Source organism: Halanaerobium sp. MA284_MarDTE_T2 (genome assembly GCF_003337245.1).
Taxonomy (GTDB): Bacteria; Bacillota; Halanaerobiia; order Halanaerobiales; family Halanaerobiaceae; genus QPJE01.
In genome coordinates, this window is the sequence record NZ_QPJE01000003.1 from 139,678 (window position 1) to 164,879 (window position 25,202).

The 25,202-nt window shown below is 33.7% G+C and carries 25 protein-coding genes; 24 read left to right on the forward strand and 1 reads right to left on the reverse strand.

Annotated features, from left to right (window positions below; all coding sequences use genetic code 11):
• From DFR78_RS02730 to ftsY, 15 genes are all read left to right on the forward strand, one after another.
• On the forward strand, positions 1-534 hold the full coding sequence (locus DFR78_RS02730; protein WP_114457305.1) for a 2-oxoacid:acceptor oxidoreductase family protein: 534 nt from the start codon (positions 1-3) through the stop codon (positions 532-534).
• Between the two features lie 191 nt (positions 535-725).
• Positions 726-1,265: an NUDIX hydrolase gene (locus DFR78_RS02735; RefSeq protein WP_114457306.1), complete on the forward strand. Its 540-nt coding sequence runs from the start codon at positions 726-728 to the stop codon at positions 1,263-1,265.
• Complete coding sequence (locus DFR78_RS02740; protein ID WP_114457307.1) at positions 1,258-2,442, forward strand: endonuclease Q family protein; 1,185 nt, start codon at positions 1,258-1,260, stop codon at positions 2,440-2,442. The genes DFR78_RS02735 and DFR78_RS02740 overlap by 8 nt, the downstream gene beginning before the upstream one ends.
• 48 nt (positions 2,443-2,490) lie before the next feature.
• On the forward strand, positions 2,491-3,594 hold the full coding sequence (locus tag DFR78_RS02745; protein ID WP_114457308.1) for an aminopeptidase: 1,104 nt from the start codon (positions 2,491-2,493) through the stop codon (positions 3,592-3,594).
• A 16-nt stretch (positions 3,595-3,610) separates the two neighbouring features.
• On the forward strand, positions 3,611-4,423 hold the full coding sequence (locus DFR78_RS02750) for a purine-nucleoside phosphorylase (protein ID WP_114457309.1): 813 nt from the start codon (positions 3,611-3,613) through the stop codon (positions 4,421-4,423).
• Between the two features lie 14 nt (positions 4,424-4,437).
• Positions 4,438-5,742, forward strand: coding sequence for a pyrimidine-nucleoside phosphorylase (locus DFR78_RS02755; protein WP_114457310.1), 1,305 nt, complete (start codon positions 4,438-4,440; stop codon positions 5,740-5,742).
• A gap of 29 nt (positions 5,743-5,771) precedes the next feature.
• Positions 5,772-7,097, forward strand: a complete 1,326-nt coding sequence (locus DFR78_RS02760) for a nicotinate phosphoribosyltransferase (RefSeq protein ID WP_114457311.1) — start codon at positions 5,772-5,774, stop codon at positions 7,095-7,097.
• Positions 7,098-7,294: 197 nt separating this feature from the next.
• Positions 7,295-8,872 (forward strand): CCA tRNA nucleotidyltransferase, encoded by a 1,578-nt coding sequence (locus tag DFR78_RS02765; RefSeq protein ID WP_114457312.1) that lies wholly within the window; start codon positions 7,295-7,297, stop codon positions 8,870-8,872.
• A 4-nt stretch (positions 8,873-8,876) separates the two neighbouring features.
• Positions 8,877-9,527 (forward strand): site-2 protease family protein, encoded by a 651-nt coding sequence (locus DFR78_RS02770; protein ID WP_369834888.1) that lies wholly within the window; start codon positions 8,877-8,879, stop codon positions 9,525-9,527.
• Positions 9,528-9,596: 69 nt separating this feature from the next.
• A complete protein-coding gene (locus DFR78_RS02775) occupies positions 9,597-10,322 on the forward strand; it encodes a ScpA family protein (RefSeq protein ID WP_114457314.1) in 726 nt (241 codons plus the stop codon).
• A 24-nt stretch (positions 10,323-10,346) separates the two neighbouring features.
• Positions 10,347-10,991 (forward strand): SMC-Scp complex subunit ScpB, encoded by a 645-nt coding sequence (gene scpB, locus DFR78_RS02780; protein ID WP_114457315.1) that lies wholly within the window; start codon positions 10,347-10,349, stop codon positions 10,989-10,991.
• Positions 10,992-10,993: 2 nt separating this feature from the next.
• A complete protein-coding gene (locus DFR78_RS02785; protein WP_147267745.1) occupies positions 10,994-11,710 on the forward strand; it encodes a pseudouridine synthase in 717 nt (238 codons plus the stop codon).
• A gap of 121 nt (positions 11,711-11,831) precedes the next feature.
• Positions 11,832-12,092 (forward strand): stage V sporulation protein S, encoded by a 261-nt coding sequence (locus tag DFR78_RS02790; RefSeq protein WP_114457317.1) that lies wholly within the window; start codon positions 11,832-11,834, stop codon positions 12,090-12,092.
• Positions 12,093-12,156: 64 nt separating this feature from the next.
• Positions 12,157-15,771, forward strand: coding sequence for a chromosome segregation protein SMC (smc, locus tag DFR78_RS02795; RefSeq protein ID WP_114457318.1), 3,615 nt, complete (start codon positions 12,157-12,159; stop codon positions 15,769-15,771).
• Positions 15,768-16,688, forward strand: a complete 921-nt coding sequence (gene ftsY, locus DFR78_RS02800) for a signal recognition particle-docking protein FtsY (protein WP_114457319.1) — start codon at positions 15,768-15,770, stop codon at positions 16,686-16,688. The genes smc and ftsY overlap by 4 nt, the downstream gene beginning before the upstream one ends.
• Positions 16,689-16,710: 22 nt before the next feature.
• On the opposite strand, the gene DFR78_RS02805 is transcribed toward ftsY, so the two are convergent.
• Positions 16,711-17,580: an AraC family transcriptional regulator gene (locus tag DFR78_RS02805; RefSeq protein WP_114457320.1), complete on the reverse strand. Its 870-nt coding sequence runs from the start codon at positions 17,578-17,580 to the stop codon at positions 16,711-16,713.
• A 282-nt stretch (positions 17,581-17,862) separates the two neighbouring features.
• On the opposite strand from DFR78_RS02805, the gene DFR78_RS02810 reads away from it, so the two are divergent.
• The 9 genes from DFR78_RS02810 to DFR78_RS02850 form a co-directional block, all read left to right on the forward strand.
• Positions 17,863-19,326, forward strand: coding sequence for an NAD(P)/FAD-dependent oxidoreductase (locus tag DFR78_RS02810; protein WP_114457321.1), 1,464 nt, complete (start codon positions 17,863-17,865; stop codon positions 19,324-19,326).
• Position 19,327: 1 nt separating this feature from the next.
• On the forward strand, positions 19,328-20,572 hold the full coding sequence (locus DFR78_RS02815) for an NAD(P)/FAD-dependent oxidoreductase (protein WP_114457322.1): 1,245 nt from the start codon (positions 19,328-19,330) through the stop codon (positions 20,570-20,572).
• The gene (locus tag DFR78_RS02820; protein WP_114457323.1) at positions 20,572-20,943 is read left to right on the forward strand and encodes a DUF1667 domain-containing protein; all 372 of its coding nucleotides are present in this window, start codon (positions 20,572-20,574) and stop codon (positions 20,941-20,943) included. The genes DFR78_RS02815 and DFR78_RS02820 overlap by 1 nt, the downstream gene beginning before the upstream one ends.
• Positions 20,944-21,016: 73 nt before the next feature.
• A complete protein-coding gene (locus DFR78_RS11895) occupies positions 21,017-21,178 on the forward strand; it encodes a hypothetical protein (protein ID WP_158531698.1) in 162 nt (53 codons plus the stop codon).
• A 26-nt stretch (positions 21,179-21,204) separates the two neighbouring features.
• Positions 21,205-21,972 carry a tripartite tricarboxylate transporter substrate binding protein gene (locus tag DFR78_RS02830; RefSeq protein ID WP_233486952.1) on the forward strand — a complete coding sequence of 256 codons (768 nt, stop codon included), beginning with the start codon at positions 21,205-21,207 and terminating at the stop codon, positions 21,970-21,972.
• An 89-nt stretch (positions 21,973-22,061) separates the two neighbouring features.
• A complete protein-coding gene (locus DFR78_RS02835; protein WP_114457326.1) occupies positions 22,062-22,496 on the forward strand; it encodes a tripartite tricarboxylate transporter TctB family protein in 435 nt (144 codons plus the stop codon).
• A gap of 24 nt (positions 22,497-22,520) precedes the next feature.
• The gene (locus DFR78_RS02840) at positions 22,521-24,026 is read left to right on the forward strand and encodes a tripartite tricarboxylate transporter permease (RefSeq protein WP_114457327.1); all 1,506 of its coding nucleotides are present in this window, start codon (positions 22,521-22,523) and stop codon (positions 24,024-24,026) included.
• 27 nt (positions 24,027-24,053) lie between these two features.
• Entirely contained in the window at positions 24,054-24,269 is a 216-nt protein-coding gene (locus DFR78_RS02845) for a ferredoxin family protein (protein ID WP_199505533.1), read from the forward strand.
• Positions 24,270-24,273: 4 nt separating this feature from the next.
• A partial coding sequence (locus DFR78_RS02850) for a 2-oxoacid:acceptor oxidoreductase subunit alpha (RefSeq protein WP_114457328.1) occupies positions 24,274-25,202 on the forward strand: 929 nt, incomplete at its 3' end.

Consider the following 25,202-nt stretch of genomic DNA (forward strand, 5'->3'; position numbering starts at 1 on the left):
ATGAAAAAAGAAATGATCTTTGCTGGATTTGGCGGCCAGGGAGTTATGCTTATGGGAAGACTGGTTGCATATTCAGGTATGACAGAAGAATATCATGTTTCCTGGATGCCTTCTTATGGCCCGGAAATGCGTGGGGGTACAGCTAACTGTACTGTTATTGTATCTGATAAAATGATACCTTCTCCACTTTCTTCTAAACCAGATATTGTTGTAGCTATGAACCTTCCTTCTATGTTAAAATTTGTTGATACGATTAAACCTGGCGGAAAAATTTATGTTAACAAATCTCTAATTAATCAAGAAGTAGAGCGAGATGATATTGAAGTTATTAAAGTTCCGGCAAATAAAATTGCTAATGAACTTGGAGAAAGTAGAATTGCCAATATGGTTATGTTAGGAAACATAATCTGCAGAGAGGAATTTTTGCCTCTTGATATTGTTAAAACTTCGCTAAAAGAGGTTCTGCCTCCACACAGGCAAAATCTGCTGGAAATAAATAATGAAGCACTGGATAGAGGTTGTGCACTTGCCTAAACGCTAATGTTAAATTGCTCAAATATATGGTAGATTATAATAATTAATTATAATGATCCTCATCAAAACGCTTTTTTGAACATTTTGATGGGGATTATTATATTTATAAGCAGTTTTTTGCTATTTAAAAGGATTTTTGTAGTTTTTCGTGAATAATTTATAGAAGAGAAGAACTAATTGGAGGTTCAATAATGTACATACAAAAAGAAAAAAAAATAGATGGAGAAATAATTTATAATGGCAATATTTTAAAACTGCATCGGGATAGGGTAGAATTTCCGGATAAGCACAGCTCTATTAGAGAAGTAGTAGAACATAGTGGGGGTGTTGCTGTTTTAGCAGAGAATGATGAGGGAAAACTGCTGCTGATAAAACAATATAGATACCCTGTAGATGAAATTATTTATGAAATACCAGCCGGAAAACTGGAAATTGGTGAAAAACCGGCAGAATGTGCTCAGCGAGAATTAATAGAAGAAACTGGATATAAAGCTGAAAATTTAAAAGAAGTATTTAACTTTTATACCACTCCTGGCTATAGCACAGAATTAATCTATATTTATAAAGCAGAAAATCTCAAATTTGTTGGAAGAGATCTTGATCCAGGAGAATATATAGAAGTTGTTCCTAAAAATAGATCAGAGGTAAAAAAATTATTCAAAAAAGGAAAAATCAATGACAGCAAAACACTGATTGCTGTATTATATTATCTTGGTGATTTTGATGTATAAAAATTTTTATGCTGATCTTCATATTCATATTGGAGGCGGAAGTGACGGTAGTCCTGTAAAAATAACTGCCTCGCGGAAACTCAATTTTCCCAATATTTTAAAAGAAGCTTATTATAGAAAAGGACTGGATATTGTCGGTATAATAGATTGTGCTTCACCGGTAGTGATTGAAGATATAGAAAGGATGATTACAGAGGGAAAAATGTCTGAACTTGATTCAGGTGGTATATTATACAGAGGTGAACTGCTGGTTCTGCTCGGAGCTGAAATAGAAAGCAGAGAAAAAAATGGTGGCCAGGTTCATTATCTCTCTTTTTTCCCTTATTTGGCTGATATTAAGGAATTCAGCCTGACAATGGAACAGTATATTTCCAATATAAATTTAAGTTCTCAGACAGCCTATATAACAGGTCCAGAGTTTCTTAAAATTGTTGAATATCACGGAGGTGTTTTAATACCGGCTCATATTTTTACACCACATAAAAGTTTTTATGGTAGAGCCTTTTCTTCATATAGAGAAGGATTTACAGATGCAGAATGGAATAAAATTCCTGCTGTTGAACTTGGATTAAGTGCAGATACAGAGATGGCAGACTTATTACCTGAACTTAAAGGAAAAAGCTTTTTGACAAATTCTGATGCTCATTCTCTGCCCAAAATAGCAAGAGAATATAACTTAATACAGCTAAAAGAACTCAATTTTGAAGAAGTAAAAAAAGCATTTAAACGTGAAATGAGTAGAAAAATAATTAAGAATTTTGGTCTTGATCCGGCTCTGGGTAAATATCATCGTTCATACTGTGAAAAATGCGATCAGGTTTTTTCAGTCAGGAGTGCCGTTTTAAAATGTCCTTTATGTGAAAGTGAAAATATAACTGTTGGTGTTAAAGATAGAATACTTGATATTTCACTAGTAAAAAAAACGGAATCTCCTGCTCACAGACCGGAATACAGATATCAGATTCCACTACTGGATATACCTGGAATAGGCAGGAAGACTCTAAACAGGATGCTCAAAAACTGCGGCAGTGAAATGGATATTCTGCACAGGAAAAGCAGAGAAGAACTCAAACAATGTTTGAACAGCAAACTTCTGAGTAAAATTTTAACCGCCAGAAGTGGAGAATTTAAAATTGAAGCTGGTGGTGGTGGTATTTATGGACAAGTAATTGTATAGAAATTTATATTAGAGTAAAAAGACTTAACCTTAAAGGGGAGGAATACTGTGGCTGACGCAAAATTAAGAAAATATGCGGATGTTATTGTCAATTATTCGCTTAATGTAAAAGAAGGAGAAGAAGTACTTATTAGGGCAGAAGCTGTAAGTGAAGAACTGGTAAAAGAAATTTATAAACATATATTAAAAAAAGGAGCTCATCCCGTTGTTTTAATTGCTTTTGCAGAACAGGAAGAGCTGTTTTATCAGTATGCAGGAGAACAACAGCTTAACTATAAATCACCTTATTTAAAGTACATGATAGAAAATGTAGATGTGATGGTAAGAATTTTGGGAACAAATAACACAAAAAATTTAGCTAGAGTTGATCCAGAAAAAATAAAATTGAGGTCACTTGCATCTCGCGAAATCAGTGAAATAATTATAAATCGAGCTGCTGATGGAGATCTTAAGTGGAATATATGTCAGTTTCCAACACATGCTGATGCACAGGAAGCAAATATGTCATTATTTGATTACAGAAAATTTGTTTATTCCGCCTGCCACCTTGATAGAAAAGATCCTGTGGCCTACTGGACTGAATTTGGGAAAGAGCTGGACAGAATTGCCGACATTTTAAATATAAAAGAAGAAATACATTTTTTAGCTGAAGATACAGATATAAAATGCAGTGTTAAAGGGAGAACCTGGGTAGCAGATAAAGGAAAGGAAAACTATCCAGGTGGAGAAATTTTTACAGGGCCAGTGGAAAACAGTGTAAATGGAAAAATTAGATTTTCATTTCCAGGTATTTACAGTGGTAAAGAAATTGAAGATATAAGACTTGAATTTAAAAACGGTAGAATAGTAAATGCTTCTGCTGAAAAAGGGGAAGAACTTCTTCTTTCACTGCTTGATACCGACGATGGTTCCCGTTATATAGGAGAAATTGCTGTAGGGTGTAATAATGGAATCGATAAGTTTACCAGAAATATGCTGTTTGATGAAAAAATAGGAGGCACTATCCATTTTGCTATCGGCAGAAGTTATCCGGAAACGGGTGGAGAAAACATTTCGACTATACACTGGGATATGCTTTGTGATATGAAAAACGGTGGCGAGATTTATGCTGATAGTGAACTTATTTATAGAGATGGTAAATTTATAATTTAAAAAGGGAGTGATTCTTTTGTCTAAAAAAATTAAAAATGCTGCAGCTTTAATAAATAAAAAAATTGATTTTAAAATAGAAACTGCACTTGTTCTTGGATCAGGTTTAGGTGTACTGGCAGAAGAGATTGAAAATAAAGTGATTATTGATTATAAAGATATTCCTCATTTTCCTGTTTCTACTGTTGAAGGTCATGCCGGGAGATTTGTAATTGGTCAGCTTTCCGGAAAAAATGTAATAGCAATGCAGGGTAGATTTCACTACTATGAGGGATATTCACTTAAACAGATAACTATGGCAGTTAGAGTAATGAGAGAACTGGGTGCAGATACAATCCTGCTTACTAATGCTGCCGGAGGAATAAATAGAAACTTTTCTGCTGGAGAATTTATGGTTATTTCTGATCACATAAATTTAATAGGAGATAATCCGCTAATTGGAGAAAATTTGGATGAATATGGCCCTCGTTTCCCTGATATGACAGAAGCTTATGATAAAAATTTAATTAAAACTGCTGAAAAAGCTGCTCAAAAAAATGGTATACTTATTAGAAAAGGAGTTTATGCAGCTTTGAGTGGACCTTCTTACGAAACTCCGGCCGAAATTAGGTATCTGCAGAATATTGGTGCAGATGCTGTGGGTATGTCTACAGTGCCGGAAGTTATTGTTGCCAGACATATGAATATGCGGGTGTTGGGAATATCCTGTATTACAAATATGGCGGCTGGAATACTTTCAGAGCCTCTGGATCATAAAGAAGTTATAGAAATTACTGAAAAGGTAAGACCTCAGTTTTTAAAATTAATGAAAGAGATAATAGAAAATATTTAAGTGGAGGTACATAAATGCGTGCATATGATATAATATACAAAAAACGTGAAGGTGAAAAATTAAATAAAAAAGAACTTGAGTTCCTTATAAATGGTTATGTTGCAGATAAAATACCCGATTATCAGGTTTCTGCCTGGGCGATGGCAGTTTTCTTTCAGGGGATGGATGCAGAAGAGACAGCTGATCTGACAATGATTATGGCTGAATCAGGTGATATGATAGATTTAAGCCCGGTAAAAGGGACTAAAGTCGATAAACACAGCACAGGAGGAGTAGGAGATACCACCACTCTGATACTTGCTCCACTTGCTGCAGCAGCTGGAGTTCCTGTTGCCAAAATGTCCGGTAGAGGGCTAGGTCATACTGGTGGTACTATAGATAAACTTGAAGCAATACCAGGATTTAATACATCTTTAAGCAGAGAAGAATTTTTTGAAAATGTTAATAAATATGGTCTTTCAATTGTCGGTCAGACAGGAAACCTTACACCTGCTGATAAAAAATTATATGCTTTAAGGGATGTAACGGCCACTGTGGAATCTATTCCGCTTATTGCTAGCAGTATCATGAGCAAAAAAATAGCTGGGGGAGCAGATGCCATAGTTCTTGATGTAAAAACTGGCAGTGGAGCATTTATGCAGGAGCTGAGCGAATCACGTAAACTTGCTGAAGCTATGGTAAATATAGGAAAAGAAGTAGGACAAAATACAGTTGCCTATATTACCGACATGAATGAACCACTTGGACTTGCAGTTGGAAATGCACTTGAAGTTAAGGAAGCTATTAAAGTACTAAAAGGAAAAGGACCGGATGATATAACTGAGCTGTGTATCGAACTTGGTGCAGCTATGGTTAAACTTTCCGGTCAGGAAGATGATCTTGAAAGAGCTAAAAAACTTCTCAAAGAGAAAATCAGAAGTGGAGAAGCTCTGCAGAAGTTTGCGGATATGGTAACTGCCCAGGGTGGAGATGCAGATATTATAGATAATCCTGAACTTCTCCCCCAGGCAGAGAAAAAAATGAAAGTCAAGTCTGAACAAAATGGTTATATAAGTGCAATAAATGCTCATAAAATTGGTATTGCTGCCATGCTGCTTGGAGCAGGAAGAGAAACTAAAGATGGAGATATTGATATGGCTGTTGGAATAGAAATAGTCAAAAAGATTGCTGATGAGGTCAAAAAAGGAGATGTTCTTGCTGTTTTACATGTAAATGATGAGTCTAATTTGGAAGCTGCTTTAGAAAAAGTAAAATCATCTTACAGTATTACAGAAGAAAAAATAGAAAAAAATCCGTTAATTTATGAAATTATAGAGTAAGATTATTAAAATTTTTGTGAGGTGAGTTTATGACAATTTTTAATGGTGAGCGTCTTGACAGAAAAGTATTTCAGCTTGATAAAGAAAGAATGTCACGTGGATGGTATTCTGATGTTTATTTTCGTAATATCAGCCGAATATTGAAAAAACTATCAGAAGAAGGTTACAGCTATAAGGGACATGATATAGGCAGTATTGAAGTTGAAATGCAGATTTTCCCCAGGCGAAAACCATTTTGTATAGTTGGTGGAGTAGATGAAGCTCTGTCTATTTTAAAAACATCAGCAGGATATATAGATAAAGATGAGAATTTTGTAAACACTTCCAGTGAACTGGAAGTGGAAGCATGTCATGATGGAGAAAAAGCCAGATATAGTGGTGATCCACATAGAGTAGAACCTGTATTAAAAATTAGAGGAAGATATAGAGATTTTTCCATACTGGAAACCCCAATTTTGGGTTCTCTTACAGAAGCATCAAGGATTGCTACTAATGTATATTTAGTTATGAAAGCTGCCCGAGGGAAGGATATTTTATTTTTTCCTGCCAGATTTGCGCACTATAAACTGCAGGCACTGCATGGTTATGCCTATTCTCTCGGTGTTAATGCATATAACAATGATTTTGGAGCTAACACTCAGCGCTTTGTTTCCACAGATGAACAGGGGGCCTGGTGGGGAGGAAAAGGTGGTGGAACAATCAGTCATTCATATATAGCTTCTTTTTTGGGAGATACTGCAGAATCAATGATTCAGTTCTGCAGACATATGCCGCTTGATGTCAATAGAATTGCACTGGTTGATTTTGATAATGACTGTATAGGTACAAGCTTAAATGTGCTGAAAGTCATGTTTAATAAATATATTTCTTTAAAGAAAAAAGGAAACCATAAAGCTGCAGAAAGATATAAACTTTTTGGGGTTAGACCTGATACTTCTTCCAATCTTCGAGATGAAAGTGTAGAACCCCTGGGTAATAAAGAACTGGATACTGGTGTAAATGCAAGGCTTATTTATAAACTGCGGCGGGCACTGGATGATGCATATAAAGACTGGGATTTAGATCCAACAGATGTTAGAACTGCTCAAAATTATTGTAAAAATGTTAAAATTATTGCAACAGGAGGTTTTTCTCCAGAAAAAATTAATAAATTTGAACGTTCACAGGTGCCAGTTGATATTTATGGTGTTGGGAGTTGGCTTTTGTCCAATAGTTCTGCAGATGGAACAAAAAATGATTTTACTGGAGATGTAGTTCGTGTTAAAATAGATGATGAGTGGAAACACCTCGCAAAAGTTGGACGATCAGCATCTGATAATCCATCCTTAAAAAAGATTGATTTAAGTAAAATTTGAGAAATTGTTTATGTCAGGGCTGTCTCATCTTGAGATGGCCTATTTTTATAAATGCATAAAATAATTTTAGAATTAATAAATAAAGCGAATTTTTGTTTTGATATAGCTGTTTTTATAAATGTTTAAAAAAATTTATCAGTAATGATTCAAATCGATGCTCCTTACTTAAGAAAGTTTATTATTAAGTGGTGATTATTATGAAAAAAAAAATATTAAAAAAAATAAAAAAAATGCCGGCAGAAGAATATTATAAATTTGACAGTTCACTGCTCAAAATTTTAAATATTTATAAAGATTTTGATCTTTTATCAGTTTCTGATTTTGATATCATTATTGATAAAGAGAAAGATGATTCTATAAACATAAGAATTGATATTCTGCAGAAGCTTATAAACAGCAGTTTTGCACCTATATATAGAAAAAAAGATAAAGATATAAACCGGCTGACTCTTTCTGCTGATAAAGCTCTAAACCTTCTGCTGGAATACCAAAAAAGTGGTCATTTAAAAGCCGGATTCTATCAGTATAATATAAATTTTCTTGAATATTTCCCGCAAAAAAAACAGCTAATTTTTAGAGAGCTGGGCAGTCTGGCTGCAGAATTGAATTATAATCTGTACTTAGTTGGCGGCCAGTTGAGAGATTTACTGCTGGGATTGGAACTTAATGATGATGTGGACCTTCTGCTTGAAGGAGATATAGAGGTGTTTTTTTCCTATCTAAAGCAGAAAAAAGGTTGGGATTATATTCTTAATGATGAATTTAAAACTGGTTATTTGCGCACTGAATATAGATTGTCACTTGATTTTGCTACCTGCAGACAGGAAAAATATAAGATGCCGGGTTCACCTCCTTCAGTGAAACCATCAGGTATATTTTCTGATTTGTACAGAAGAGATTTTACACTTAATTCTATGGCAGTTGATTTAACACCATCCCGGGAGGGAATATTATATGATTTTTTTGCTGGACTAGATGATTTAGAAGCTGGAATACTGCACGTTCTGCACAAATACAGTTTTCGTGATGATCCCCTGCGGATTCTGCGAGGGATAAGATTTAGACTGCAGAAGGGATTTGTTCTCAGCCCAGAAACAAAGGATCTGGCCAGATATTCTCTAAAAAAATACGACTACAGCCGATTATCACTGGAACGAATATTTACTGAACTTAATTATCTGCTGTCATTAGAAGATGATATTTCTATTCTGGCCGATGATATTTTAAATGATATTCCTGTTTTAAAGCTGGTGACAGATAATTTTAAATTTAATATAAAGCAGAAAATAGCCTTTAAAAATGCAGAAATTATTCTCTCAAAATGCCGCAAATATAATCTGGATGTTAATTATTTTCTTGTCAGACTGATTATTCTATTTTATAATATAGAAAGTAATGAAGTATCGAATTGGCCTATAAAAAATAGAGAATTTAATATTTTTAAGAAAAAAAGATGGATCAGTATTTCTGATGAAATTTTTAAAGTGAATGACCCTGCACAGAGATTTAGGCTTCTAGAAGAATATAAAATAGAAGAGTTAATTTTATACTGTGCTTTTAAAAATGTAGAAAATTATACTGATATAATTATCAAACATTTTAAGATTAAAAATGGACTTAAAATACCTGTCAGTGGATATGATATTTTAAAAATGGGTTTTAAAGAAGGGCCAATAATTAATGAAATCATGCTTAAGGTAAGAGATGAAATATTGCGTGGTAATATAAATGACAGAAAAGATGCTTTAGAGTATATAAAAAAATTGAAAAAATAATGAGGTGAAAAAATTGGATATTATATATGAATTAATGTTAATTATACCGATACTACTAATATCGCTTTCTATACACGAATTTTCACATGGATATGTTTCTTATCTGCTGGGTGACCCAACACCAAAAGCAATGGGGAGGCTTACTCTTAACCCACTTGCACATCTTGATCCGATGGGAAGCCTTGTTTTAATTCTGACAAGAAGATTTGGCTGGGCCAAACCGGTTCCAATTAATCCAAACTACTATAATTCTCCCAAAAAAGGAATGATGTATGTTGGAATTGCAGGTCCTGCTTCTAATTTTGTACTGGCTGTAATATTTTCTCTATTTGCCAGAGGAGTTATATTTTTAAGCAGTTCATCAATATATCAGCTGCAGCAGTCAGGATATGGGAGTATCTTTTTTACCGCTTTTGTTTTTTTTAGGCTGGCAGTTATAATCAATATAAGTCTTGGATTATTTAACCTTTTACCAGTACCTCCACTTGATGGATCAAAAATTCTCTTTGGTTTTCTACCTTCAAAATTTGATAAATACCTAAGAAAACTGGAAGGTCCTGCTGGAATGATACTTCTGCTTGGACTGGCATATACAGGTGTACTCTGGGCTATTTTAGGACCGGCTGTAAATCTCTTTTATAATATGTTATTATAAAAAGAGTTTCCCCAAAATTATTTTTGAGTTGCAAAAAAGAGATTTCGACATAAATGAAAGGATTTTAACATGGAATATCAGATCGTTCTCGACAGTTTTGAAGGTCCTTTAGAGCTGCTTTATCAGCTCATAAAAAAGAATAAAATAGGCATAAATGAGGTCTCACTGGCGAAAATAACAGATCAATATCTGGAATATTTAAACAATATGCAGGAATTTGATATAGATATGGCAAGTGAATTTCTTGTTATTGCTGCAGAATTAATAGAGATAAAAGTTAAAGCTCTTCTTCCTGTCGAAGTGGAAGAAAATGAAGATGATGAACATGATTTAATCAGCAGATTAAGAGAATATGAGCTGTTTAAAAATATTGCATCTGTTCTAAAAGAATGGGAAGAAGAGGCAGGTTCACAATACAGCTGCTGTGTGGATATTGATGAAATTATGCCGGAAATGCTGCAGATAGATTTATCCATTTCTGCAGCTGAACTTTACGATCTTATCCATAAAGCACTTACTGCAGAAAAAGACGAAAAGACAAAAATTATGCGCAATCCCAAGCTTGAATATATAAAAGAAGAGAAATTTAGCATTAGAAATAAAATTCGCAGTATGCTTAAAACCATTAGAGAATTTAATGAAGAAATTTCATTTTATAAATTTATTAATGATCAAAAAAATCAGCTTGAAATTGTTGTGACTTTACTTGCACTGCTGGAACTGATGAAGAGAAAAAGAATTATAGTGATTCAAAAAAATCATTTTGATGAAATAAAAATTTCTCTGGAAAAATAAATTTTTAGAAAGGTGTCAGATATAATGCAAAAAAAAGACTATTTTCCTGTGCTTGAAGCGGTGATTTTCAGCAGTAAAAAACCAGTTCGCTTTTCTGATCTTCTTTCCATTACTGGGCTGGAAAGTGATAATCTGCAGGAAATTTTAGATTTGCTGATAAAAAAATATCGACAGGAGGAATTTGGTATTTTACTAAAAAAATATAATGATGCTTATATTTTTAAGACAAAAAAACAGTATGCTGATTATGTGGAAAAACTTTTTGACATAAATAAAGTTACTACTCTTTCTACTGCTGCAATGGAAACACTGGCTATAATTGCCTATCGTCAGCCTGTAACACGTTCTGAAATTGAAGAAATAAGAGGAGTTAAAGTTGAAAGGACTCTATCTACCCTTGGAAAATATAATTTGATTATGGAGCTGGGCAGAAAAGAAACTATTGGGAATCCTATTCTTTATGGAACAACAGATGAGTTTCTTCAGCATCTAGATATTGAAGATCTTTCTCAGCTTCCAGAGATAGAAAAAATTGAACAGCTTTTTATAGAAAATATTAAGGACAAAAAAGATGATAAATTTGTTGATAACAAAAATAAAACAGAAAAAAGTGAAGATGATATAAATAATAGAAAAATGCCTAATAATCGCTACAGTGAGGTGAATTAATATTGGATAGACTTCAGAAAGTTATGGCACATGCAGGTATTGCTTCCCGTAGAAAATGTGAAAAAATAATTGCTGAAGGAAGAGTTTCTGTCAATGGAGAGGTTGTGACGGAAAAGGGAGTTAAAATTGATCCAGAAAGTGATGAAATTATTGTTGACGGTAAAATTATTTCTAAAGAAAAAAAAGTATATATACTTTTAAATAAACCGGAAGGCTATATCACCACAGTATCCGATCCTGAAGGAAGGACTACTGTTATGGACCTGCTGCCTGATATAAAACAGCGACTTTATCCGGTCGGCAGATTGGATTTTAATACTTCCGGACTGCTTATTTTGACCAATGATGGAGATCTTACATATAAGCTGACACATCCAAAAAAAGAAGTTGATAAAACTTATGAAGTTGAAATTAAAGGTTTAATAGATAGAGAAGAGTTTAATAAATTTAAAGAAGGAATCATTATTGATGGAAGAAAAACTGCTCCTGCTGAAATTGATAATATTAGATTTTATAAAGCTGAAAACAAAACAAAATTTGAAATAACAATTCATGAGGGAAGAAACAGACAGGTACGCAGAATGTGCGAAATAATTGGTTATCCAGTTAGAAAACTTAAAAGAATCGGCTTTTCTTTTTTAAAAATTGATAATTTAAATAAAGGTACATATAGATATTTAACCAAACATGAAGTAAAAAAGCTTAAAAAGCTTGGTTAATAATTTCAAAATAAAGGATTTATTCTTTTTATAAAGAATATATTTTATTAGGTATTATATAATTAGTAAAAGCAGTATTCGAAAAAATCAGTTTATTTAACTTAAGGGGGAGCTATTATTTATGGATGAATTAAAAGTATCATCAAAATCAGATCCAAAAGCAGTAGCTGGAGCTCTGGCAGCAGTTTTAAGAGAAAACAGCAGAGCGGAAGTTCAGGCAATAGGTGCTGGTGCAGTTAATCAAACAATCAAAGCAATAGCAATATCCAGGGGTTATGTTGCTCCAAACGGATTGGATTTAATTATGATTCCTGCTTTTACTGAAATTGAAATTGATGGTGAAGAAAGAACGGCCATCAAATTCATTGTAGAACCTCGTTAAAACTAATTTTTTTAAACCTATCCGTAAGGGTAGGTTTTTAAATTGTATGCTGATAGATAGGTAGGTGTTTAAAATTTTTCTGAGGAAAATACGCCTGAACGGCTTTAAATCATTTGCTAAAAAAACAGATATAGAGATAGAAGAAAATATTACTGCCATTGTTGGCCCAAATGGAAGTGGGAAAAGTAATATTGTTGATGCTATAAGATGGGTTTTGGGTGAGCAGAGTGCCAAAGCTCTCCGCGGCAGTAGAATGTCAGATATAATTTTTTCTGGCAGTGACGAAAAAAAAGCTTCACATCAGGCTAGTGTTACCCTGTTTTTTGATAATTCAGAAGGGATATTGTCTTTAGATGGTGATGAAGTAACAATCAGCAGAAAAGTTGATGCTGAAGGCAGAAGTGATTATTTAATTAACGGTGCTGCTTGCCGTTTAAAAGATATTGAAATGCTGCTGATGGATACAGGATTGGGCAGTGATGGTTATTCTATAATTGGCCAGGGGAAAATCGATTCTATAATACACAGCAAGCCTGATAAAATGCGGCTTTTTTTTGAAGAAGCAGCTGGTATTATGAAACATAAAAAGAGAAAAGAAGAAGCGGAAAAAAGACTTAAAAATACAAGTCATGATTTAAATAGAGTTAAAGATTTAATCGATGAATTAGAAAAAAGAAGAGAACCACTCAAAAAAGCTTCCCAAAAAGCAAAAAGATATTTTTCTTTAAAGGAAGATTTATCAGAACTGGAAATAAGTCTCCTTAATAAAAGATGGATTAATATTTCCGAAGATTATCTGGAGATTAAAAATAATAGAGATAAAGCAGAGGCAGTACTAAATAAGCAGAAAAATATTTATGAAAAGATATCGAACTTTCTTAAAGAGAAAAAAGAAAAATTGAAATTATTAAAGAACAGAAAAGACAGTACAACAGATGAATATTTTCAGGCTGAAAATAAACTTAATGAAATAAAAAATACACTTAATATACTGGTAGAGAGAAGAAAAAATTATCTGCAAGAAAAAAAAATACTACAGAATAAAATCGATGATCTTAATAAAGATGCATCAGCTGCAGAAAAAATATATGAAGACAGCAGCAAAAATTTTAAAATCATATCTTTAGACGAAAAATCTCTGCAGGATAAGTTAGAAAAATTTAAAGAAGAATTAAGTTTAGAAAAAGAAAAAATAAATAACTTAGATAAAAAGATAGCAAAAAACAAAAATTTAATAACCAGATTAAAAGAAGAAAAAAATCAGCTAAAATCAAGGAATGATAGGCTAAATGAAAGACTTGATATAAATGGTGAAAGGCTGGATGAAATTAATAACAGCCGGAAAGAACTTATTTCTGAACTGGAAACACAGATGCATAAATTTAATAGTTTGGAAGATCAAATTAAAAAGATTAATCAAGAAATTGAATTAGCTGAAAATAAAATTGAATCATCAAAAAAAGAAATCAATAATTATCGAGAACAGCTGGAAGAACAGAAAGAAAAGCTGGAAGCAGCAAAAGAAGAATTCCAGCGCTTGGGCTCCCGCCTGCAGCTGATGGAAGAAATGCAGGAAAGTTACGAAGGGTATTACTATGGTGTAAAAAATGTTTTAGAAAAAAAAGAAGATTTCCCAGGGATAATAGATGTTGTTGCTGAGATACTTGATGTTGAAAAAAAATATGAAACTGCTGTTGAAACGGCTCTGGGAGCAAAACTTCAGAATATAGTGGTTGAAGATGATGGTACTGCTAAAAAAGCTGTTTCATTTTTAAAAAAAACAGGTAGTGGAAGAGCAACTTTTCTGCCTTTGAATATGATTGATGGAAGCAGAATTTCTGATTATTATTTAGATAAGTTAAATAATACTGAAGGATTTATAGCTGCTGCAGTTGATCTTGTTCAGTTTTCGGAGAAATTTATAGATATTTTCAATTTTTTGCTGGGCAGAATTATAGTAACTGATAATATTGACAGTGCTGTAAAAGCAGCCAGGATTGTTGATAAGAACTTTAAAATAGTAACTCTGGATGGAGATGTTGTATTTCCTGGTGGAGCTATATCTGGTGGAAGCAGTAAGAACAGCAAACGCAATCTATTGGGAAGAAACAGAGTTATTGAAGAATTGAGTGAAGAAAAGGAAAAACTTAGGAAAAAAGGAAAAAAACAGGTAGACAAAGCTAAAAATTTAAACGAAAAACTCAAAAAATCAGAACAAATACTTGAAAACCAGAAAGAAGAATTTCAGAAAAAAAAATTAGAAAAAAATTCTTTAATAAGCACTAAAGAAAGCTTTTCTGTTAATATTGATAATCTCAAAAATAGAATAAGTAAAATAAATAATGATTATGCAGATTTGTTTTCCAGCTCTTCTGAAAATAAAGTTTTATTTGAAAAAAACAAAGAAAAGATAATAGAATTTAAAGAAAAAATAGCTGATCTTGAATCAGAACTTGTTAATTTAACTGAGAAAAAAAGCAGTAAAAAAGAAAATATTTCAGAACTTGAAGATATAATAGGAAAGCTGCAGGTTGATGGAGCCAGAATTACCGAAAAAAAACAGAATGCTAAAAAACGCCTTAATGAAAAAAAAGAAAATTTGCAGAAAATCAATAATATTATAGATGAAAATCTGCAGAGAATCTGTGATTTAGACGAAAATTTAAATAAAATTGAAAAGAGAGAAAAATCACTTCACAGTACACAAAATAAGCTCATGGAAAAAAGGGATAAACTGGCAGTCAAAAAAAGTGAACTTGAAGACCGAATAAAAAACCTGGAGACTGTAGTTGAAAAAAAGGAGAAAAAGCTGGAATATATACAGAAACAGCTAACTGAAATTAGAGATGAATTTCATGATTATGATATCATTTATAATAAATTACTCAATAAGTTAGAAAATATTGAGCAGATTTTGAGAGAGGATTACCAGCTTAACCCAGGGAAAATAGATTCTTCCCTTTTAACAAATATTCCTGATTCAGAAGAGGATAAGATAGAAAAAGAAATTGAAAACTACAAAAAAGAAATAAAAAAGCTGCATCCAGTTAATGAAGCAGCTGTTGAAGAGTTTGCTGAACTAAAAGAAAGACTTGACTTTTTACATGAACAGCAGGAAGATCTAATTTCAGCAAGAAAAACAATCGAAATAGTAATTTCTGATATAGAACAGTCAATGTATAATATGTTCTCTAAAACTTTTATTGCTGTTAAAGTTCAATTCGAAAAAGTATTTAAAGCTCTTTTCCAGGGAGGAGAGGCTGAGCTTAAACTGACCGATCCTGATGATCTTTTGAATTCAGGTGTTGAGATTCATGCTCAACCGCCCGGTAAATCACTTAAGAGTCTATCACTTCTCTCCGGAGGGGAACGTGCTTTAACTGCAATTGCATTGATATTTGCATTTGTACAGGTAAAACCGAGTCCTTTTTATGTACTGGACGAAATTGATGCACCACTGGATGATGTTAATATAGTTAGATTTGCAAGTTTTATAAGGAAATTTTCTAAAGTAGCTCAATTTATAATTATTACACATAGGCGGTATATGATGACAGAGGTTGATACACTTTATGGTGTAACTATGGAAAAATCGGGTGTTTCCCGCTTAATATCTTTAAAGCTTGATCACAAAGATCAGATAAGCAACAATTTTGTTAAGGAGGCTATTGAAAATTGAATTTTTTTCAGAGATTAAAAAACGGTTTAAAGAAAACTCAAAAGGGTTTAGTGGATAGGGTAAGCAGTATTTTTAGCGGTAGAAGTGGTATTGATGATGATTTATTTGAAGAATTGGAAGAGGTTTTAATTCAGGCTGATGTTGGAGTTAAAACCACTTTTGCATTAATAGAAAATTTAAAAGAAGATGTTGAAAATGAAGATATTAAAGAACCGGAAGTATTGATGGATTACTTCCATAAAGAATTAAAAAAACTTCTGCAGGATGAAGAAGGTGGTATTGGACTTGATGACAAGCTGAATATAATTATGGTAGTGGGTGTAAATGGGGCAGGTAAAACAACTACTATTGCTAAAATAGCAGGCAGGTTTAAAGAACAGGGAAAAAGGGTAATGCTTGCTGCCGGTGATACATTTAGAGCAGGAGCAATTGAACAGCTTCAAATCTGGGGAGACCGCCTGGGTATAAATGTAATATCACAGCAGGAAGGTTCAGATGCAGCAGCAGTTGCATATGATGCAGTTCAGGCAGCAAAAGCCAGAGAAATGGATTTATTGATTATTGATACTGCCGGCAGGCTGCATACTCAAAAAAATTTGATGGAAGAATTAAAAAAAGTAAAGCGAATTATTGATGCTCAGGCAGCAGAAAACAATGCATCTGTGGAAGTACTATTAGTTTTAGATGCTACCACTGGTCAAAATGCAATTTCACAGGCAAAAATATTTAATGATGCCGTTAAGGTTGATGGTATTGTACTGACAAAGCTGGATGGAACAGCTAAAGGTGGTATAGTTGTAGCGGTAAAAAACGAGCTAAATATTCCAATTAAGCTGATCGGAGTTGGAGAAGCAGCAGAAGACCTCCAGGATTTTAATCCTGAAGAATTTATTAAAGCACTATTTTCTGCTGAATAGGTCAAGCTGCATAAGCTGAATATTATCCCTCTATTTCCCGGTACTGACTGGGAGTAATTCCATTTATCTTTTTAAAAATTCTTTCAAAATGTGTTAAAGAATTAAAACCGACATTAACAGCAATATCTGTAATATTGTCACTGCTTTTTATAAGCATTTTCTGTGCTTCTATAATTCTTTTGCTGTTGACAAATTCTATAACTGTAAAACCTGTATTTTTTTTAAAAAAATGACTTAAATAGTATTTGCTGATATATAACTCTTCGGCGATCTGCTGAAGGGTTATATTATTTTGGTAATTATTATCGATATAATCAATTATTTCCTCCAGCTGCAGGTTGGAATCTGTCTTTTTGTCATTACTGCTGCTGTATTCTGGCTGGTTTTCAAGAATTCTGTCTATGATGATAAACATCTGCAGTAAATAGGCATGAATAATCGGTTCAAATCCGTAATTTTTTTTAGTTGATTCCATAATTATTTTTTCTGTAAGGTATTTAATATTTTTGTATTCTATATCATCTAGATTGATACATTTAATACCTTTTTTAAAAATGTCTGTTAAGCGGAAATTATATTTTTCAAATATACAGTTATTTTTCAAAAATGGTGCTTTAATCTGTATAACAAAGCGGTCATAATTTGATGAATTTTTTTTGACAAGAGTTCTATGTATATCAAATTCATCTATTAAGAAGAGGGTTTTGGCTGTCATATTATAATTATTATCTTTTATAAAAAACTCGCCTGAACCACTGTTCTGCATCAAAATTTCGTAAGCATTGTGGTAATGTTTGTAGTATTTTACTGTTGAAGAAGTTTTTCTGTGTGAAATACTGAAATCTTTCATCAGTGGACTTTCATTAAATTCTTTCTGAAAATTTTTGCTCAATTTTTTCCCTCCCTATAAATTGTCATAATTTCAATTATCTTTCAGCCTATAATAATTTTAATTAGTACTTAATATTAAATCTGATTAGATATACTACTAATATGAGTATACATCATATGTTAAAAGTTTACAACAATATATGTTGAATAAAAGCCATGTAACAATATTAGATAAGCAAATCTTTATATTTTATTTTATTATAGTACTGCAAGCCGAAAATTTCTAACAATTTTTTTAGAAGAGTTTAATTGAAAAATTTAATGACGAATAGGAGGGCCAGTTTTGAAAAAACAAAACTACGATATTGCAATAATAGGAGGTGGTGTGGTCGGCACTGCCATTGCAAGAGAACTCAGCAGATATAAAGCTGATGTATTACTGATTGAAAAAGAAAATGATGTTGGTCAGGGGGCAAGCAACAGCAACAGTGGAGTGGTACATTCTGGTTTTACAGCACCTGTTGGTTCTCTTAAAGCAGATGTATGTATGTACGGCAACAGCCATTTTGAAGAAATCTGCAGTGAACTGGATGTTCCTTATGAAAAAACAGGTAAGCTGGTAGTAGCTGTTGAAGAAAAACAGATTGCTGAACTGTACAATCTGCAGTACATAGGTAGAAAAAATGGAGCAGAACTGTATATAGTTGGTGAAGATTTTATAGAAGAAAAAGAACCGAATATATCCGGTAAAGCAGCTATGTATTCTCCCAACAGTGCGATTACAAGCCCATATGAACTTACAATAGCTTTTGCAGAGAACGCACACCAAAACGGTGTGGAGATCAGCCTGAATACAAAGGTTGTAAAAATAAGCAAAAAGAATTCCAAATTTTCTGTCAAAACAGACAGAGGTGAGATTTTAGCAGATTATGTTATTAATTCTGCTGGACTTTATTCAGATAAAATAGCGGCTTTTTCCGGTGAAGATAGGTATAAAATATATCCCTGTCGGGGTGAATACTATGTGCTGGACAAAAATGCATCAGCACTTATGTCAAGACTTGTCTATCCTGTACCACCGGAAAATGCTGGAGGATATGGGATACACCTTACACCAACTGTAGAGGGAAATATTTTAATAGGACCAAGCAATGAGTATATTGATAGTGTAGATAATGAAGCAACTACAAAAGAAGTTATGGACAAATTATTAAAAGAAGCAAGAGGTTTTCTGCCTAAAATATCCAGAGAAATGGTGATAAGAAGTTATTCTGGTATTAGAAGCAAAATTGTCCCACCAGAAATGGGAGGATTTACAGATTTTGTGATAGAAAAAAGTCCTAAATACGATAATTTTATTAACCTGATTGGAATTGAATCACCTGGACTTACTTCTGCACCGGGTATTGCAAAATATGTTGTAGAGATGATAGATAAAATGGAAAAATTAATAGAAGATAAAGATTTTGAGAAAACAAGAAAAGGAATAACTAAATTTTATGAACTTCCCGAAGAAAAACAGAAAGAACTTGCTGAAGACAATCCAAATTACAGAGAAATAGTATGCAGGTGTGAAAATATAACCAAACAGGAAATAATAGATGCTTTAAATAATCCGCTTGGAGTACAGACACTCAAAGGAGTTAAATACAGAGCCAGAGCTACTATGGGAAGATGTCAGGGAGGCTACTGTATGACCAGAATAATAAAGATTATGCAGGATGAATTTGATATGGATTTGGAAGATATTAAGCTGGAAGGCAATAACTCCAATCTGTTTGCTGGACAGGCAAAGGGGTGGGAATAAAATGATGAAGAAAGAACTTGTAATTATCGGAGCAGGACCGGCAGGATTAGCAGCTGCACTTGCTGCATATGAGGAAGGAATTGAAGATATATTAATTATTGAAAGAGAAGACAGACCGGGTGGAATTTTAAATCAGTGTATTCACGATGGTTTTGGTCTGCACAAATTTAAGGAAGTGTTAACAGGACCGGAATATGCACACCGATATATCGATAAAGTTAGAGAAAAAGAATTAGAAATAATGACAAATACTATTGTAACAGAATTAACAGATGAAAAAGAAATAAAAGCATTTAACGAGAGTGAAGGTATTCTTCACATAAAAGCAGAAGCTGTAATTTTAGCAATGGGAAGCAGAGAAAGAACAGCTGGCGGGATCAGCCTGCCAGGTGACAGACCTTCAGGTATATATACAGCAGGACTGGCACAGAATTTGATGAACCTCCAGAATATACAGGTTGGAAAGGAAATTGTTATTCTGGGTTCAGGTGATATTGGTTTAATTATGGCAAGAAGGCTGACACTGGAAGGTGCTGATGTTAAAGCAGTACTCGAGATTATGCCTTATTCAAACGGATTAAGGAGAAATATTAATCAGTGTCTTATTGATTATAATATTCCCCTTAAACTCAGTCAGACTGTAATAGATGTTAAAGGTAATGGCAGGCTTAAGTCAGTTACTGCTGCAGAAGTTGATGAGGCATTTAATCCAATTGCAGGTACAGAATATGAGATAAAATGTGATACATTAATTCTTTCTGTTGGTCTTATTCCAGAAAATGAACTTTCCAAAAAAGCAAAAGTTCAGCTGGATGATACAACAGGTGGGGCAGTGGTTAAAGATAATCTGGAGACAAATGTTGACGGTATCTTTGCCTGTGGAAATGTTCTTCACATACATGATCTGGTGGACTTTGTTTCTGATGAAGCAGAAAAAGCTGGTAAAGCAGCATCTGAATATATTAAAAAAGGCCACAAATTGAACAAAGATAATATTTTTGTGGAAGCCGGAAGTGGAATAGGATATGTAATACCACAGGTTATTTCTAAAGAAAAAGATCAGATATTTTCTATGCGGGTTCGAAAACCGGATAATGATAAAACTATAAAAATTGCAGCCGATGGAAAGATTCTTCATGAAGAGAATTTTGAAAAAGTAAATCCATCGGAAATGATAAAGATAAAAGTCAGCAGTGAAAAATTTAAACCACTGGAAAAATCAACGATAAAGGTGGTGGCTGAATAATGACAGAAGAAAAAGATATTTCCTGTATATTATGTCCAAATGGATGTAATATAAAAGTAAAATATCTGGATGATGAAATAATAGAAATTGAAGGTGCATTATGTCCAAAGGGTAATGATTATGCAAAACAGGAAATTAAAAATCCAATGCGGACACTGACTTCTTCAGTGATGGTTGAAGGTGGGGATACTTCTCTTGTAAGTGTAAAGACTGATAAACCAGTTCCGTTAGAAAAAGTAATGGATATAATGAATGTAATTGATGACTTGAGAGTAAATGCCCCTGTTTCAGTAGGAGATATTATTTTAGATTCTCCTGCTGGATTAGACTGCAGTATTGTTGCTACAAGAGAAGTTAAAATAAAAAACTAACTTATGAGGAGGTGAAATGCTTTTTCAGTTTTTAAAATTCAATTTATTTAAAATTAAAAGGAGGAAAATTTTTATGAGAAGAACAGCAGTAGTAATTTTAATGGTGATTTTAGTTATGAGTATGAGCAGCAGTATAATGGCGGCCGATTATCCTAGTAAACCAATTACTTTAATGGTCCCATTTTCCGCAGGTGGTGGAACAGATGTAATAGCAAGACTTTTTGCCCTTATCTAGAAGAAGAACTTGGCACAAGTATAGCAATTTTAAATAAACCTGGTTCCAATGCTGAAGTTGGTATTACATGGCTCTATAACCAGAAACCAGATGGATATTCAATTGGATTTACTAATTTACCTCATCTTGTGTCTAATCCACTTATGAGAGAAACTAATTATAAAGTAGATGAGTTTATACCTCTCATTAACTTAGTAACAGATCCTGGTGTAATCGTTGTTAAAGCAGATGATGATAGATTTCCAGATCTGGAATCATTTCTTAAATTTGCTGAAGAAAATCCTGGTTCAGTAACAATTGGTAATGCCGGTATTGGTTCAGATGATCATATAGCAACATTGATGCTGCAGGACAGAACTGGCGTAAAATTTACTCCAGTACCATTTACAGGTGCTGCTCCCAACAGAACAGCTCTACTTGGTGGTCATATTATGGCTTCAGCTATCAATGCAAGTGAAGCAGTACAGTTTGTTGAATCAGGACAAATGCGCATTTTAGCAGTTATGTCTGAAAAAAGATATCCTGATCTTCCAGATGCTCCTACATTTAAAGAATTGGGTTATAATGTAGTTTCTGGTTCCAGCCGTGGTATCTCATGTGTACCAGGTACTCCAGATGAAATAGTTCATATTCTTGCAGATGCAGCTGAAAAAGCAGCTGAGAATCCGGAATTTGTAGAAAAGGCTACAAAAGCTAAACAGCCTCTTGATATTCAGATATTAGACGATGCACAAAAACTTGTTGATCAATATAATAGTAGTATTAAAGAATTACACAAAAAATTCCAGTGGTAATAAAGAAATAAATAATATTTGAAGCAGAGGGAGAAGCATATGCTTCTCCCTCTTAATAAAAAATTAATTTAAAGAGGGAGGAAAAAACAATGAAAATGTCTGTAAAAGATAAAATTACTGCCACTGTAATTTTTATTTTAAGTATTGCCGGGTATATAAAAGCTGGGGAATATGAAATGGGAGGGGCAAGTACATTTCCTAAAGCGATTTTTATGGGGAGCATGGTCCTTTCAGTTGCACTATTTTTAGCAGCTCAATTTGATTTTTATAAAGAAGAAAAAAAAGAAAATATTAATATAAAGAGAATAGGAATTATTATTGGAATTACCATAATGTATTTTGTATTGATTGATATAGCTGGATATTTTATTGTAACACCATTATTTTTATTTTCATTATCACTTATTCTTGGTTATAAAAATAAAAAGATTTTATTTCTCTATCCCCTCCTTTTTAGTGCATTTTTATATCTAGTATTTAGATCCTTTTTAAATGTACCATTACCGATGGGAATTTTATCTTAAAATAAATTGAGGAGGTAAAAATTTATGTGGGGTTCATTATTTGCGGCTTTTTCAACAATTTTTAGTTTTTATGGTATCTTTTTAATGATTTTTGGTGTTGCTGGAGGTATAACAATTGGTGCTATGCCTGGTTTATCAGCTACTATGGGAGTTGCTTTACTGATTCCTATAACTTTTGCTATGGAGCCTGCCTATGGACTTATTTTACTTGGAAGTATATATATTGGAGCAATTTATGGAGGCTCAATATCTGCAATATTAATACGAGTACCTGGAACACCTGCTTCTGTTGCTACAACACTTGATGGCTATCCAATGACTATAAACGGTGAAGCAGATAAGGCTTTAAAAATTTCTATAACTTCTTCTGTTACTGGTGGTGTGATTAGTGCTCTTGCCTTATTGTTTATTTCACCGCCACTTGCAAAAATTGCTTTAGAATTTGGTCCATCCGAATATTTTTGGGTCGCTTTATTTGGTTTATCCATAATCGTAACTCTTTCTGCAGATAATCCCATTAAAGGTTTTATTTCAGCAGCGCTCGGCCTTTTTGTAGGTGTAATTGGAATGGATCCACTGGTAGGTACTTCTAGATTTACATTTGGAAATGTTAACTTACAGAGTGGTGTTCAGGTTATAGTATTATTAATAGGATTATATTCTATTCCACAGGTTCTAGAGACTTTAGAAAGTGGAGAATTAAATAAAGGTATAAGTGTTATGAAAAGAGATAAACTTATTTCGCCAAAAGAAATTTTTGCAGAAATAAAAGAAATCTGGCCTACATATTTAAGATCAGGTATTCTTGGAACATTAATAGGTATTATTCCAGGCGCCGGAGCAAATATAGCTTCTTATGTTGGATATAATGAAGGCAAAAGATGGTCCAAACATCCTGAAAAATATGGTACAGGTTACAGTGAAGGGATTGCTGCTTCTGAAGCAGCCAATAATGGTGTAACTGGGGGATCCCTAATACCACTTTTAACTTTAGGTGTTCCTGGTAATGGAGTAACTGCAGTTTTGATTGGTGGGCTTTTAATTCAGGGATTAAATCCAGGGCCAAGGTTATTTGCCCAGAATGCAGATATTGTTTATTCTTTTATGGGAGCAATTTTAATCGGTAATTTTATTATGCTTGTACTTGGATATTATGGAGCAAATTTATTTGTAAATGTTGTTAAAATACCTACAGCGATTTTAGGACCGATTATTATAGTACTGAGTATTGTAGGTTCTTATGCAATTCAAAACAGTTTATTTGATTCTGGTTTAATGCTGGCTTTTGGTCTGATTGGATATTTAATGAGAAAACTTAATATAGATTCAGCTCCGGCAGTACTTGCCTTAATACTTGGACCTATGGCAGAGTCAAATGTTAGACGCGCACTCCTGATGGGTGCAGGAAATCCTATTGTTCTATTTAAAGGATTGATTAATTGGGTATTAATTATTATGATAGCAGGTTCTATGGGTTTTGCATTTTATACATTTTACCGAGACAGAAAAGCTGCTTCTGCAGAAAAATAGATATTATAAATTAGGAGGATCAGATTTATGGAAGAAACTATTAGCAAAAACAAAGCAAAGATTGAGATCAATCAGGCATGGTGCAAAAGCTGCGGCATATGTGTGGACTTTTGCCCGACAGATGTATTAGAACTGGACATTACAGGCAAACTAAAGGTAGTGGAGGCAGATGCATGTATTAACTGTATGCTGTGTGAACTACGCTGCCCGGACTTTGCAATAGAAATAGTGGAGGAGGATTAAGTATATGAAAGAAGCAGTACTAATGCAGGGTAATCAGGCGGTAGCCGAGGGAGCACTGGCAGCAGGAGTAAAATTCTGTGCTGGATATCCAATTACCCCTTCAACAGAAGTAATAGAAATACTCTCAGAAAAGCTGCCTTCTCATGGAGGAAGATTTATACAGATGGAAGATGAGCTGGGGAGTATAGGTGCAGTAATAGGAGCATCAGCAGCAGGGAAGAAATCGATGACAGCAACAAGTGGACCTGGATTCAGCCTGATGCAGGAGAACTTAGGCTATGCAGCAATGGTAGAGCTGCCGATAGTAATTTACAATGCACAGAGAGTGGGTCCATCAACAGGAGGAGCCACCAAACCACATCAGGCAGATATAATGCAGGCCAAATGGGGTTCACATGGAGACAGTCCACGTATAGCAGTAATGCCAGGTTCAGTAAAAGAAGCATATGAGATAACAGTAAAGGCATTTAATCTGTCAGAAAAATATATGGTGCCGGTAGTGATTTTAATGGATGAACTTCTGGCACACATGAGAGAAAGTATAGTTATACCTGACAAAGAAGAATTAGAAATAGTAGATAGAAGGAGAGATGCATTACCTGAAGATAAATATCTTCCCTACAAAATAGATGAGACAGGTTTACCGGTGCTGCCGCCATTAGGTGGAGGCTGCAGGTACAACATATCAGGTATGATACATGGAGAAGATGGGATACCGGATCTTACCCCATCGACAATAGATGCAAATGTAAGAAGGATAAATTCCAAACTTGATAAATACTATGATGATATAGTAATGCTGGAGAACGAGAAAAATGAAAAAGCAAAAACAGCCCTTTTTGTATTTGGTTCAACCACCAGACCAGCAAAAGGTGCTGTCAAAAAAGCAAAAGAAGCGGGAGTAGAAGTAGAGCTTATAAGACCGATAACAAT